This window comes from Rahnella bonaserana (assembly GCF_019049675.1).
Classification (GTDB): Bacteria; Pseudomonadota; Gammaproteobacteria; order Enterobacterales; family Enterobacteriaceae; genus Rahnella; species Rahnella bonaserana.
In genome coordinates this window covers 20,714-34,155 of sequence record NZ_JAFMOW010000051.1, presented here as the reverse complement: position 1 = coordinate 34,155, position 13,442 = coordinate 20,714, and the positions used below count along the sequence as shown (strand labels likewise).

The following is a 13,442-nucleotide window of genomic DNA, read 5'->3' as shown; positions in this document are numbered from 1 at the left end:
TATCCGGAATGCCTCCGATCTTAAAACAGCTCCGGTTTTCAGCCATTCGGAGAGGAGGAATTCTATTAATAGTGAATTGCCAAATAAATACCCATATTTCATATGATTACTTCGTTAGAGTGGTTTTTTACATCATCGGCCCCCGAACCCCATTTATAACTGATGAGCATGGCGTAAAACAGGCAGCTGTCATTCCCATGGAGCTGTTTGAGCGTCTGATGCTACAAGCCGATCTTGATGAGCTTTATGAAGACATCACCGTTACTCCTGGTAAGCATGATGACGCACAGATCCCAAATGAAGTGGTCGAAATCATGTTGAGTAAAGATGTCACCATTCAGGCCGCCTGGCGTATTTACCGTGGTCTGACTCAAAAGGATGTTGCCGAAAAACTGGGGATTAAACAGGCCGCTGTATCTCAGTTCGAGAAGTCCGAGAACCCACGAAAAGACAACATCGAACGTCCGGCTCAATTATACCAATGCAAAGTTGAACAACTCACCATGGACTGATGCTGTCAGTCCATTCGTTTATCTGCCTATCTTATTAGTTACAACATTCTTATCACCCCTTTATCTACGCCGTGCAAATCTGAGGCTCCCGAGCTGACCCTGAACATCGCACCGTGCACAGCGGTAACCCCTGAGCGGAACCCGACCGCCCTGAAAAGCCGCGCCGCCCCGGCCGAAGGCCGGGATCAGTGCCGCTTTAATCGACGGATGTTGTAACTACTACATTCGTGTTGCTGTCAGAATGTCGGTTTGGGTAGTGGGGAACACGCCCGTAAGCGCCCAAAGGGCGCCAACGCGGAGATACGCCACGGCTGCGGCAAAGCCTTGCCGTGACCACTCCGACAGCGTACATAAAGTTCTGTGGGATTTTAAGGTGGTTAAGTCTGGCAGGCAGAGTGGGGGATTGAGGATGCCAGGGACTGATAGTCGCCGGTGATGCTGGGACAATCAGCCTCAGATTTGCCAAGAAGATTTACTGTCGCCTGCATGCCCTGGCGGGCATAAAAATCTGCACTGGACGTTATTTTAAACGCTCACTGGCCAACTGATAGACGTCACTGAGTTCTCTTTTACCAACGGCTACGACTGCGATAATCAGGACGTTATCAATTACTTCGTAGACTAAACGGAAGCCCGATGCGCGCAGTTTGATTTTATAACACCCGGGCATCCCGCGAAGTTTGGCCGAAGGAACATGAGGATTTTCGCAACACTTTTTCAGTTTCTTAGCAAATTGTTGTTGAAGCGCCTTATCAAGCTTGTCCCATTCTTTGGCTGCAGATTCACGAAACTTAATCGTGTATGTCATGCAAAATGGTCCAAATCCACTTCAACCAGCGCCTCTTTGCATCGCTCACTAACCAGCTTAATTAATTCCTGATCATCCAGCGCATCTAGCATTTGTTCATATAATTTTGCGGGCACGCAATAAAATGCAGGTTGGTTGCGGTTCAGGATGGCCACAGGATACCCGTCACCTGCCCCTACAGTTCCCATGGGATTTTTTTTTAGTTCGCTGATGCTCGCACTGGTGTCGCTAAGAATAATATTTGGCATGTTGCCTCCTGACTAAGACCTTTTGACAGCTCTTAGTCTAAGGGATGAAAAGACCTATTAACAGGTCTTTTTACTTAAACCACCTATTATAGTTACCAGTCACTCCGTGACGAAGTAGTCTTCTCACTATTTGAGACTGTTACCCGGCACGTGTATGTACCGGTGTGTATCTATGAAAATCCGGGCACTACGCATTTTACCTTTACGGATGAACTACATGGTCGTCTCTCATCACTTGAGGGGGTTAACTCGGTCAAGATCTCAGACGTCCCGGATATTACCCATGTGATTAGGGCGCTGGAGCTGAAGTAATCTCTCCGCAGGACTGGCAGTTTACCGGTCCTTTTGAAACAATTACCGCGATTTTTTACCCGCCGACGAGTCTGAAAAAACCAGTAAGGGGGCCGCTTGGAAAACGGAAAATATCCTACGCTAACCCAGTGACTTAAGCAGGTATGACGGTCCGATTTGTGCCAAAAGCGGACGTTAGTTAACCAGTTAAGTGAAATGCGAATAAATTTTGCGTTAACTGTTATGGCCAGTGAATGATTCAGATGGCTTTCTCACTGGCCAGTCGTAATACCCTCTAATTCAACTCTGCAACATGCCCGGTTTTATCCGTAAGACCGGACAACACCGCAAGTATCAGTGCAATGACAGACAATATAGCGCCTGCCCAATTGGGCGCTTGCAGACCGAATCCCGCAGCAATCACCGCGCCACCCAGCCAGGCTCCCACGGCATTACCGAGGTTGAAAAGACCGATATTAACCGCAGCGGCCAGCGTGGGGGCACCTGCTGCCCGTGCTTTATCCATCACCAGTTTCTGGATAGGGGAAACGGTCGCAAATCCAAACGCAGCCATCAGGAAAATGCACAGAGCTGACATAACCTGGCTGTGCGCGGTAAAGTTGAATACCAGCAACACGACGGCCTGAGCAGCCAGGGTGATATAGAGCATCGGCATCAGGGCGCGGTCGGCATACCGGCCACCAAGCTGGTTTCCCGTAAATAATCCAAGTCCGAACAGCAGCATTAGCCATGCGAGGCTGCTTTCACTGTATCCTGCCAGCTCGCTCATCATCGGCGCGATGTAGGTAATTGACGTAAAGAATGCGCCCGGTCCGAAAACAGTAATGCCCATTGCCAGCAGCACGTTTACGTTTCTGAAGGCGTTTAACTCATGCACAAATCTCTGATTTTGTGCTCTAGGTTGGTGCGGGACGAGCATTCCGATACTGATAACCGTAATGACCCCTATCACGGCTATAGCCATAAAAGCATCACGCCAGGAGAGGTGTTGACCAATCCAGGTACCTGCGGGTACGCCTATCAGGTTTGCGACGGTCAGCCCCATAAACATGAATGCAATGGCCCTCACGCGCTTAGACGGCGCAACCATATCTGCTGCAATAATCGAACCAAGGCCAAAGAAAGCACCGTGCGTCATCGAGGTAATAATTCTGCCCAGTATGGCTATGCCAAGTGTTGGGGCAAACGCCGTCACCAGGTTCCCGGCCACGAAGAGCAGCATCAGGAAAACCAGCATGGCTTTACGCGGGACTTTTGAACCCAGAATAATCAGGGCCGGTGCGCCGACGAAGACGCCCAGCGCATAAGAGGTTGCCAGATAGCCGGCAACGGGAATGGTGACGTTAAAATCAACGGCAATGACGGGGAGCAGCCCGGCAATGATGAATTCAGTTGTTCCGATACCGAATGCACCTATCGCCAGCGCCCATAGAGCTAATGGCATAACAAATATCCTGTAAGTAACATTATGTTTTACGTTTTAACTGCTCTGGCATACGGGAAGGTTTCAGCCCGTAAGGTAATTAAAGCAGCGGGACGATAAGGATATAAGTTTGCTAAAAGGCGATAAACTGCCCAGGTATCTCCTCACTGACGACAAAATGTCTACCTAAGCGAACCGAAATAACCTTCTCCGGCCTTTTTCAGCAGTTCGTCAACGATGAGGCGAACTCTCGGTATGAGGTGCCTTGTTCTGGGCCAGATGACGTTCAACTCAACCGGGATGGGGGCATGGTCTGCCATCACGGAGATCAGGTTGCCTGCGGCGATATGGCTGTTAACCATAGACTCAGGAAACTGCGCTATCCCCACGCCAGCCAGACAGGCCTGAATCATGGCATCTCCGTCGCTTATCTGATGTGCTGTGGGGGATATAAATTTTACTTCACGCTCCCCGACCTTTCGCAGCCGCCAGGCAAGGGGCGCGCCCCGACGGTAGCCCATGATGCAGTAGTGGCTTTTTAAATCCTCCATATCGGCAGGCAACCCGTTCTGTTCAAGGTAGGCCGGAGAGGCGCACAGGATAAGCCGCTGCCGGCTCAGCCGACGGGCGATCAACTCATCGGTGCTCTGTAGCTCCCCAAGGCGCAGAACCAGGTCAACGCCTTCCTCCACCGGGTCAATAAGACGGTCATTGAACGTGAGCGCCAGCCGCAGGGCCGGGTAGCGGGTCATCATCTCGATTAATACCGGCATCATCAGATTCCGTCCGAAAGACGCAGGCATATCAATACGGACCGTCCCGGCGGGATTTTCCTGGCGTCTGCTGAGCGTATTCTCGGCAGAATCGAGAATTTCAAGCGCCGAGAGGCAACTGGTGAGGTAGGCCTCTCCATCACTCGTCAGGCTCAGTTTACGCGTTGAACGGTGAAAAAGACGCGTTCCCAGTCTCTCCTCAAGCCGTGCCACACTTTTACCTACGGCCGATTTGGTAATGCCCAATTGCTCCGCAGCCTCAGTGAAACTGCTCGATTTCGCGGTAATGACAAAGTTAGTAATCCCCCGCAGGGATTCTGCTGACAGTCCGGTAGACATAAAGTTGACTCTGTGACGACTCATAGTGTGTTTATCGATGTGTAATTCTATACCAGGCTTATCGCTATCAGTAAACAAAGCATCGGCAACCGCCGGATAATCCATTTTTAATTACAGGGGACAGCCATGTCATATGAAAAACCACTCAAATTTGTGACTCTTCTGGGAAGCCTTCGCGAAGGGTCTTTAAACGCCAGTTTGTCGCGCAATCTTGCCTCACTGGCACCTGAGCATGTGGAGATTAGTGCACTGGGCTCTGTAGGAGAGTTACCGCACTATGATGCAGACCTTCAGGGGCAGGGCTTCCCCGAGGCGGTGGTGGCAATGGGAAAAGCAATATCGGCAGCGAATGCGCTGATTATCGTCACGCCTGAATATAACTATCCCGTCCCGGGTGTCCTGAAAAATGCGCTGGACTGGCTTTCCCGCCTGCCGGACACGCCAGTTGCCCGCAAGCCTGTTGCCATACTGACGGCGTCACCCGGGGCGATCGGCGGTGCACGTGCCCAGTATCACCTGCGTCAGATTCTGGTCTTTCTGGACGGGCGGGTTCTTAACAAGCCTGAAGTCATGATCGGTCAGGCCACTTCAAGACTGGATCCGGAAAATGACAGCATCACGGATGCGGACACACGCAGCCTGATATCAGCTCAGATCGCTGCACTGGCAAAAATGACGGTCAGCCTGGGCTGAACATCCCATCACTCTTATCCGTAAACCCACTGGGAGAAAATTATGTCTACTGAAACTATTCGCGGTATGGACCACGTTGGCATCACCGTCTCTGATATTGATGAGGCGACCCGCTTCTTTGAAGAAGCCTTTGGTGCAGAAGTTATCTATGACTCCGTTTCACGATCTGACGACGACGTGAAAGGGGAAGAGACGGAAAACATCCTCAATCTTTTCCCGGGAACACGTATCACCACGGTCAGGATGATGACGCTGAAGCACGGTCCGGGGCTCGAGCTTTTTGAGATGAAGGGGCCAGAGCAGAATCAACCTGTGCGGCCAAGCGACTACGGGTTACAGCATTTCGCCGTATACGTTGATGATATTAATGAGGCCATCAGCCTGTTTGAACGTGCCGGGGGGGAAATGTTTACCTCTCCTCAGCCGCTGATGTTTCCAACTGAGGTCGGAGACAACAACTTCTTTTGTTACGGCCGCACGCCGTGGGGCAGCGTCATTGAGCTGATCTCTCTGCCCTCAAGAATGCCTTATGAAGATCACACGTCTTTGCGCCGCTGGAAACCCTGAATTTGACCGGGTGCGTCAGAACAGGCGTACCCATAATATTTGAACGTCCGCTTTTCGCTCATGGCTGACCTTCCTCACATGCGTCATTCGCTCAGTGCCAAGAGCAGACCTCAGCACGTTGAATGAGTTTGGATATTATACAAAATTCGGGTAACCGACAGGTTATCCCGAAAACGAAGCTAAAGCGGCGCAACGTTTTCCACTACATGCTGGAATACGTAGGGATCGGAAAGTAGTTCAAATTCTTCGTCATCTGGGTAAGTCACAGCTACGTGATAGCTTTCTCCGGCAAATGTCTTAACCGATTGTAGATCTTGCCAGTAAGTAGCCAGAAAAAAATGCTCCCAGCCACCTTGGGTTTCTCTACGCACACAAGCGCCTATGTTCCCAGATATGCTCTTAGAATGCTCTACACCTGTTTTCTCAAGGTGTTTCGCAAAAGCTTCAGCATGTTTTAGTGGAACACAACCGTGCCAGGTCCTTACAATCATTAGTGTTTCCTCTTTTAGTGGTAAGAATGTAACCATACCATCGGAAGTCACTTTATGGCGTATTTTCCAATTAGCATGCTTCGTAACTTAAAAACTAATTATTGGGATCAGCCAGCCTCCCTCTTCTTGTATGTCCGCTCATCGCTCATGAGGGACAATCATACTTAAATCTCCCACATTGCAGGAGGTTTGAGCATGAACACGTCACAGTGGAACAAAGACCGTATCATCGGACAAAAAAGACCGCTTCAGATATCTCATATCTGGGGGATTCGAATTAGACTTAAACTGGAAGGCAAAACGCGCGATTTAGCCCTGTTCAACATGGCCTTAGACAGTAAACTCAGGGGCTGTGATCTGGTAAAACTCAAAGTATCAGATGTTGCATATGGCAGTTCTGTTTCGAGCAGAGCAACGGTGTTACAACAGAAAACCGGTAGCCCCGTCCAATTTGAGATAACCAAAGGGACAAGAGAAGCAGTTGCAGCGCTAATAAAGCTGGGTAATCTGCACAGTAAAGACTACTTGTTCCAATCTAGGGTCGGTTCTTGCCAACACATTTCAACCCGGCAATACAACCGTATTTTTCATGGATGGGTAGGAAAGCTTGGTCTAGAAGATTCGCTGTACAGCACACACTCCATGAGAAGAACAAAACCTTACCTGATATACAAGAAGACCAAGAATCTCCGGGTCATCCAACTTCTGTTAGGTCATAAGAAACTGGAAAGCACAGTGCGATATCTGGGCATTGAAGTCGATGATGCGTTAGAGATCTCTGAGTCGATTGAAGTCTAAGGTTGTCAGGGCTGCAACAGCAGCCCTGTGCCAGGCGCGGACATTTCACGATTCTGCTTATGTGGCCAAAATCGGTATTCCACTACACTTTATAGAATTTATATCAATAGGTAAGATAAAATGAAGGTTAATTGGAGTTTCATTCGGTTACACAGACTCACCGTTCAGTTCATGATGTACTCAGAAATTATCACTGTCAGAGTTCATGAAAAAAATACAGGTAAGGGATTATCAGATGCCGTCTCGATACACACTCAATGACCTACTCGGGTTGCTTGTTTTTTCCCGGAAATATCACTTTCTCCACAATGATCTGGACCGCCTGTTCATTGCATGGGCTGAAGACCAAATCACCGAAGGAAATGATTCAGAGACTCTTTTAATTCTCGCTTCACTGGGGCTTGATAACCAACCTGAGCGGACCGAGGTTGAATTATTTATCTCACGGTACATGGCAGAGCAGCGGATAGATCTGCCACCGCTAAAAACAGCAGCATTGGTCTGGATTAAGCTGTTTGTGCGTCAACTTTCCCAGTTTGCGTCCATCCATGATGCAGAACAGAAAATGTATTTTCTGGTGTGTCATTGGCTTGAACCTGACGTAAAGATTTTCGCTGCGGTCGTCGATACCCTGAAATCGCTATACTGGCATCTCTTTGATGAATGGGGGGGACCAGGCACAAGCGAAGCAGCAAGGATGGAGGAGTCAGAATTCTTTGAGCTGATTAATCGTGCGATACTGCCCTATTCCCGTAAAATTGAGGACCCAGATTGGCTGGATCTGCTTGTTCGGTAATTTTTCCCAGCATCCTGAAAGATGCATTTTCTGTGTGCATAATTCCATCAGATTTGACTTCCCTTTCGCATTTTACTTGAGTATATCCAGCAAGAATATCATCGTTCACCCGAGGAACCTTGGCATAAGATCGAACGTGATTTAACAGCCGCTCTGTGCCAGGAGCGGACATCAAATCATGCTATCAACATAAATGATGGTTTAGTAAAACCTCAAAGAAGTTAACCGGAGTAAAAAATGCGTAGGATCATTGTTGTGGAGTATGAAGAGCAATGGCATACCCGATATGAGGCTGAAAGGGGCTTATTACAGAACACGCTGGGGAAGGTAATTTCACAGGTTCATCATATTGGCAGTACGTCTATACCGGGGCTATCAGCAAAACCAATCATAGATATATTGCTGGAGGTATATGATCTGGATGAGCTGGATAAATTAAACTTTGCAATGGAGCGTGCCGGATACTGCGTTCGTGGTGAAAATGGAATTCCAAATCGAAGATATTTCACTAAAGGAGAAGAGCACCGTAGTCATCACGTTCATGCTTTTGGCGTAGGCAATCCTCAAATAGTAAAACATCTGGCGTTCCGCGATTATTTGAGAAAAAACAAGAAAGAAGCTGATGAGTATGCTGAGATAAAGCATGCTGCAGCACTGGCAAGTGAGGATAATATTCCTCTCTATAGTACTCTTAAAGCCGACTTTATCGCTCATCATCTCCGGCTGGCACTTAGAGACTACAAATAACAAAAGTTACTTTTGGCACAAATGCATGATGTGGTGGTACGTCCGCTCCTCGCTCGAAGCAGCCTGATGGGCTTCACCTACAGCAGTTTGGTGCCTAAAGCGGACATTGATTAACCCCGGAGCCAGGGGGTGAAAGTAAATCCGGTAAGCACCCCTTCAGGGCTGAGTAGCCGAGTGACTGTTTGCGCTCATAGTTCTGTGCAATCACTTTAGTTTTTATTCAAAAAAATTGATGAAAAACACATTCACTTACATTTGTTTACTTAAAGCAGGCGATTTTAGAGAATACATTACACAAAGAAAATGTGGCTATTCTCCTGCCGTAAAGAAACAAAAAAAACGTGTCAAAATGATTTGCATATTTAATTTTCCATTTATGTTGTGAAAAGGAATTCAAAATAATGAGACATGTCCATTTTAGTATTTTTTCCATTTTTAATCATCAAGTGATGGCTTCAGCATTTTTGATTGTCTTTTTATTTTCCCCGGCACCATGTGGAGCATATGAGGAGATCGATCTCCCGGACGTGAAGGTTCTTTTAGATCCTCCTGAAATATATAGCAGGGGGGATGTGCTTTATTATAATGGAAAAATTACAGACACTTCTTACGTTGCTGTTTTGAATCTAACCATAAATCATGACATCAAAAAAATATCTATAAATAGCATTGGTGGTGATGCCAGAAATGCTATGGAGATAGGTGACTACATCTACAAAAATGGCCTCAGTGTTGATGTGCGTAGTGTTTGCGCTTCTGCCTGTGCTAACTATATTTTCCCGGCCGGGAAGAATAAATATCTAGGTAATAATTCATATCTTCTGTGGCATGGTGGTGTCAACGGCCCTGAGAGAGAAGTAACAGTATCAGGAAATATTTCTAAAGATGATTTTTTTATGCTTCAGGGATTTAAAAAATTAAAAAATGATGACATTGCATTCTATAGAAGAATTGGTGTGAACATCAGGGTGTCATTTTGTCCGCAATTAAAAGATGACTATAAAGAAAGATTTCCGGAGAAATGGTTTTCATACCCTCCGGAAGACTTGGAAAAATTTGGTATAAAAAACATTCACTATGCCATTTCAGCTTCTCAATGGATTCTCTCCATGAGAAATAAGCACGTTATTTTTGCCAGTTACTGTAATTAAGAGAAACAACAATGCGTGAGTTTTCTTTAAGTGAAATCCTTACGTCCTTTGTGAGTACCGCCCCATCATCTGTATCGGGGCGGATCGAGTGTGTATTTATTGACAGTGCAATCGCACTACGTTCAGAAGCTATATGTCACTTTCAAGCTTCCAGTGGGCGATGCTTTTCGTTGCACAATCGGGCTGTTGCGTGCATCACCAGCCAACTGCGTAAAGCCTGTTGCGGCAACCACGCTCCAGTCTTGGTTGAACTTGTGTGTCCAGTCCATATTCAGTGAATAGGCATAAATCCCGGAACCGGCATCATATTGACTAAACCCCGATGCGGCTGACTGTGATGAACTTACCCCGTAGTAAGTTTGCATATAGTTGCCTGTTCCCCAACTGCTGGTCAGCGCCATCGTCACGGTATTTTCCGATGAGCTATAAAGCGGGCTGATAATGCCGAAATGCAGGGCCGCGCCATTGTCCCGCTGAGAAAATGGCACCTCAGCCTGCAATTGCAAATGAAGCCAGTCGGTGACCTTATACCCCAGACCCAATGCCCCGATAGCCGAGCCTTTGACATCGCCCATACCCCGCAAATCGTCACTGCCATCGCTCAGTGAGTCGCTGTCCACGTCATGATCCTTACGGCCTGCGCGATAGCTCAGCGCAGTACTGTAATCCAGCTTGCCGGTGCTGTTGCCGTAACCGATACCCCGCGTGGTACTCACGAAGAACCCATTATGCATCGAGTAATCAAGCACCAGGGCTGTCGTGACGCGGTTTTCATCCGAACCAGAATAAAGTGGCGTAACATCCACGCCTCCTCCCAACGTTAAGGCGTTACCCTGTTGTGGTTCTGCCGCAAGTGTTGGGGTGGCCAGTAACGCCAGCAGCGCGCCCGGCAGCATTTTTATCAGGGTGCGTCCTGAGAGTGAATAGGGGAACTTATGACGCAGTTCGAAGTTGCTCATTAAAGAAGTCCTTATGGATTCAAACGATTACGATGCAAGCGGGTTTTAAACGCCAGAACGCTCAGTTTGAATACGCACCCTAAAGTTCTCATGAGCTAAAAATGAAGAAATACTTAAGCACGTACCGGTGACACAAACCTGATAAATTTCCTGATACCGTTTTTTTCTTCAGACGTTCTTCATTCACTGTTGATAACGTAACTATTGTGAAAATTCTCCTCATCGAAGACGACCTGGATCTCGGCAACGGCGTACGTATTGCCCTTGCAGATCAAGGATTAGATGTCATATGGGTTCGCCGCAAAGTGGATGCGCTGCATCAACTCGATGCCTGCGTGCCGGAACTTGTGTTGCTCGACCTCGGACTGCCCGACGGCGATGGCATGAGCCTGATGGCGTACTTGCGCCAGCAGCTCAAGGGGATCCCCGTCATCATTCTGACCGCGCGCGGCACTCTGCAGGATCGCCTGTGCGGGCTGGATGCCGGTGCCGACGACTATCTCGTCAAACCTTTTATTCTTGCCGAGTTATTGGCCAGGGTGAGAGCCCTTGCGCGACGCAGTTACGGTTTTGAGAATGAGGTGATAGAAATTCGTGGGTTATCTCTCCACGTGCCGACTCGTCGCGTGACAGTGAGCGCGCGGAATGTTGAGTTGACGGCAAGTGAATACGCGCTGCTTGAAACTTTAATGATGCGCACTGATCGCGTGCTTACACGAAGGTTTCTGGAAGAAAGGATATTCGGCGCAAAAGAAAATATGAGCAATGCACTCGATGTGCATATGGGTAATTTACGTCGCAAAATCGGCGACGGCTATGTACGAACGGTGAGGGGCGTAGGGTATGTCATTGATACTGTGCCGATTCAGAAAGGGGCTGGTTGATGCGAAATTTTTGGCGCCACCTGAGAACTCCAACGCTCGTACGGCGAATTATGATCGCCCAGATGCTACTGCTTACACTGCTTTGGTGTCTTTTTCTGACCTACATTTTGTGGGAGAACTTGCGTAGCCCCCCTATGCTAACGGGCAACAATACCTACGAAACCATTCTTACATTGGTTGATCGTATGGATGATCGCCCGCAGGATCGCAACGCGGTGCTGGAAAAGTTCAGCACCGCGTTGCGGGAAGGTTATGGCGGAGGTGAAGATCCGAAACTGTCAATCAGCCTAATCGTTCGGAAGAATAAAGAGATAATTTATTCATCTGATGGCGCTCCGGCAGGGGTGACAAACACCCTGTATGGGAAAATTCAGAGCATTCAGAGTGAAGGTCGCACCTGGACTAGCCGTACTCTCAAGTCCGGGAGATCCGATGCGGAGGTAACACTTGTCACGCCTGCCGGCGGCTGGAACTTTTTTATATACCTGAACTCGCGTGGATACTACATATTGCCGCTACTGGTGTGCATTCCTTTTCTTTTGTTTCCCGCGTGGCTGTCAATCCGTATTGCAATGCGCCCCTGGAACAAGGTGATAAATGAAATTTCCTTACGAACTTCAGAAGATCTCTCTCCCTTAAAAGAAGTGCCAAAGCACATGGAGCTTCGCCAAATGGTGGACGCTACTAATCTATTTCTCGCCAGGGTGCGAGAGAGTTCTGATAGGGAACGGGTTTTCATTGCAGATGCCGCTCACGAACTGCGTACCCCACTGGCTGCGATGCGAATCAATGTGGAGGCTTTGCAGTCCTATGTAAGCAGCGATAATCAACAGGAGTTGCTTGCAGGGATTATTCGCAGCAACAGCCGTGCAGCGCGTCTTGTCAATCAGTTGCTGCTGATGATGCACAGCGAAGTGCGCATTGACACTGTTATGGAGCCTGTGCCGCTGACAACGCTCATACAAGAGCGAATGGCTGCACTGGCACCGCTGGCGGCTGAGCGCAGGATTGAGCTCGAATTCTACTCTGATGATGAAGTCTGGATCACAGGCGTCAGGGAACGCCTGATGTCGCTGATTGATAATTTAATTGAAAATGCCGTGAAGTACAGCCCTGAGGGCGGACGGGTTGAGGTAGATGTACGATCACTTGATAAATCTGCTCAGCTACGTGTTTCAGATGCAGGGCCCGGCATTCCATTTGAATTGAGGGAGCGCGTGTTCGATAGGTTTTTTCGCGATCCCAATCAGATACAAAGCGGGAGTGGACTGGGGCTTGCCATAGTCAAAGCGGTTGCGCAGCAACATAACAGCAGCGTATGCCTGAGTACGTCTGCAGAAGGTGGGCTCATGGTTACTGTTGACTTTCCAAACCACAAGTCCGCCTGAAAGAAAACATGATTTTGATACCAGCCCAGCGGAGGGCCTCTGTCAGAACAATGGAGTTGAAATTGAAATATTTGACGCTGTCTACACTATTATTTTCTATCTCAATCAGCGGGTGCGCCATAACCGTCAGCGAATTAAAAAGCAGTCAATCATCCTATGACGGCAGCTTCACGAGCAAGACGGAGCCCTCCGATACCTATCGAACCTTAAGACACATGGCAAGGCAGTGCCTGGAATATGAGGCATATTCAGGAAATCCGGTCATCGTATTAAGCGAGTTTGACGGTGAGCGCAATGAAGGTGAGATCAATCAAAAGCTCCTTGCGCAGGGACTGTTGATTAACAACACGCTAATTGAAATAGAAAGACATGATGGGGACAAAGCACAGGTCAGCCTATACACAACCAAGAACATCTTGAGTGTGGGCATCAGGTCGCCAAATATAAGTGATATCAAGCGCTGGGCTGACGGCGATAGAGCTTGCTAGAACGACACTCTCGTCAATACCGTGAAGCATCTCAGGCCATATGACTTAATCCCCCGTTGATTTAC

At 48.2% G+C, this 13,442-nt stretch carries 16 protein-coding genes and 2 pseudogenes; 11 read left to right on the top strand and 7 right to left on the bottom strand.

Annotated elements, in window-relative coordinates:
* Positions 1-8: 8 nt before the first annotated feature.
* The gene (locus J1778_RS24780; RefSeq protein ID WP_338019636.1) at positions 9-512 is read left to right on the top strand and encodes a helix-turn-helix domain-containing protein; all 504 of its coding nucleotides are present in this window, start codon (positions 9-11) and stop codon (positions 510-512) included.
* A 520-nt stretch (positions 513-1,032) separates the two neighbouring features.
* Here the strand turns inward: J1778_RS24780 and J1778_RS03580 are convergent.
* The gene (locus J1778_RS03580; protein WP_217172026.1) at positions 1,033-1,320 is read right to left on the bottom strand and encodes a type II toxin-antitoxin system RelE family toxin; all 288 of its coding nucleotides are present in this window, start codon (positions 1,318-1,320) and stop codon (positions 1,033-1,035) included.
* Positions 1,317-1,568: a type II toxin-antitoxin system Phd/YefM family antitoxin gene (locus tag J1778_RS03575; protein WP_101079625.1), complete on the bottom strand. Its 252-nt coding sequence runs from the start codon at positions 1,566-1,568 to the stop codon at positions 1,317-1,319. Before J1778_RS03575 ends, J1778_RS03580 begins: the two co-directional genes overlap by 4 nt.
* A gap of 90 nt (positions 1,569-1,658) precedes the next feature.
* On the opposite strand from J1778_RS03575, the pseudogene J1778_RS24775 reads away from it, so the two are divergent.
* A pseudogene (locus J1778_RS24775) lies at positions 1,659-1,844 on the top strand (dihydrodipicolinate synthase family protein); the annotation flags it as partial.
* Between the two features lie 310 nt (positions 1,845-2,154).
* Here J1778_RS24775 and J1778_RS03570 read toward each other — a convergent pair.
* Together J1778_RS03570 and J1778_RS03565 are read right to left on the bottom strand one after the other, a co-directional pair.
* Positions 2,155-3,324, bottom strand: coding sequence for an MFS transporter (locus J1778_RS03570; protein WP_217172025.1), 1,170 nt, complete (start codon positions 3,322-3,324; stop codon positions 2,155-2,157).
* Between the two features lie 161 nt (positions 3,325-3,485).
* Complete coding sequence (locus J1778_RS03565) at positions 3,486-4,415, bottom strand: LysR family transcriptional regulator (protein ID WP_217172064.1); 930 nt, start codon at positions 4,413-4,415, stop codon at positions 3,486-3,488.
* A 126-nt stretch (positions 4,416-4,541) separates the two neighbouring features.
* Between J1778_RS03565 and J1778_RS03560 the strand changes: the two genes are divergently transcribed.
* The gene (locus J1778_RS03560) at positions 4,542-5,108 is read left to right on the top strand and encodes an NADPH-dependent FMN reductase (protein WP_217172024.1); all 567 of its coding nucleotides are present in this window, start codon (positions 4,542-4,544) and stop codon (positions 5,106-5,108) included.
* A 42-nt stretch (positions 5,109-5,150) separates the two neighbouring features.
* Complete coding sequence (locus J1778_RS03555) at positions 5,151-5,675, top strand: VOC family protein (protein WP_217172023.1); 525 nt, start codon at positions 5,151-5,153, stop codon at positions 5,673-5,675.
* Between the two features lie 179 nt (positions 5,676-5,854).
* Here J1778_RS03555 and J1778_RS03550 read toward each other — a convergent pair whose 3' ends face one another.
* Entirely contained in the window at positions 5,855-6,166 is a 312-nt protein-coding gene (locus tag J1778_RS03550; RefSeq protein WP_112288749.1) for a hypothetical protein, read from the bottom strand.
* A 195-nt stretch (positions 6,167-6,361) separates the two neighbouring features.
* Between J1778_RS03550 and J1778_RS03545 the strand changes: the two genes are divergently transcribed.
* From J1778_RS03545 to J1778_RS03535, 3 genes are all read left to right on the top strand, one after another.
* Positions 6,362-6,964, top strand: a complete 603-nt coding sequence (locus tag J1778_RS03545; RefSeq protein ID WP_217172022.1) for a site-specific integrase — start codon at positions 6,362-6,364, stop codon at positions 6,962-6,964.
* Positions 6,965-7,199: 235 nt separating this feature from the next.
* Positions 7,200-7,760 carry a hypothetical protein gene (locus tag J1778_RS03540; RefSeq protein ID WP_217172021.1) on the top strand — a complete coding sequence of 187 codons (561 nt, stop codon included), beginning with the start codon at positions 7,200-7,202 and terminating at the stop codon, positions 7,758-7,760.
* A 237-nt stretch (positions 7,761-7,997) separates the two neighbouring features.
* Positions 7,998-8,507, top strand: a complete 510-nt coding sequence (locus J1778_RS03535) for a GrpB family protein (RefSeq protein WP_013578386.1) — start codon at positions 7,998-8,000, stop codon at positions 8,505-8,507.
* Positions 8,508-8,617: 110 nt separating this feature from the next.
* Here the strand turns inward: J1778_RS03535 and J1778_RS24555 are convergent.
* A pseudogene (locus J1778_RS24555) lies at positions 8,618-8,692 on the bottom strand (glyoxalase); the annotation flags it as partial.
* 216 nt (positions 8,693-8,908) lie between these two features.
* Between J1778_RS24555 and J1778_RS03530 the strand changes: the two are divergent.
* Positions 8,909-9,658: a hypothetical protein gene (locus tag J1778_RS03530; protein ID WP_217172020.1), complete on the top strand. Its 750-nt coding sequence runs from the start codon at positions 8,909-8,911 to the stop codon at positions 9,656-9,658.
* A 122-nt stretch (positions 9,659-9,780) separates the two neighbouring features.
* Here the strand turns inward: J1778_RS03530 and J1778_RS03525 are convergent, their stop codons facing one another.
* A complete protein-coding gene (locus tag J1778_RS03525; protein WP_015689968.1) occupies positions 9,781-10,617 on the bottom strand; it encodes a MipA/OmpV family protein in 837 nt (278 codons plus the stop codon).
* 206 nt (positions 10,618-10,823) lie between these two features.
* Between J1778_RS03525 and J1778_RS03520 the strand changes: the two genes are divergently transcribed.
* From J1778_RS03520 to J1778_RS03510, 3 genes are read left to right on the top strand one after another with little or no spacing between them, the layout of a single operon-like run.
* Positions 10,824-11,501, top strand: coding sequence for a response regulator (locus tag J1778_RS03520; protein ID WP_120162488.1), 678 nt, complete (start codon positions 10,824-10,826; stop codon positions 11,499-11,501).
* Positions 11,501-12,889, top strand: coding sequence for a sensor histidine kinase (locus tag J1778_RS03515; RefSeq protein ID WP_120162489.1), 1,389 nt, complete (start codon positions 11,501-11,503; stop codon positions 12,887-12,889). Before J1778_RS03520 ends, J1778_RS03515 begins: the two co-directional genes overlap by 1 nt.
* Before the next feature lie 50 nt (positions 12,890-12,939).
* On the top strand, positions 12,940-13,377 hold the full coding sequence (locus J1778_RS03510) for a hypothetical protein (protein ID WP_183065295.1): 438 nt from the start codon (positions 12,940-12,942) through the stop codon (positions 13,375-13,377).
* Positions 13,378-13,442: the final 65 nt, after the last annotated feature.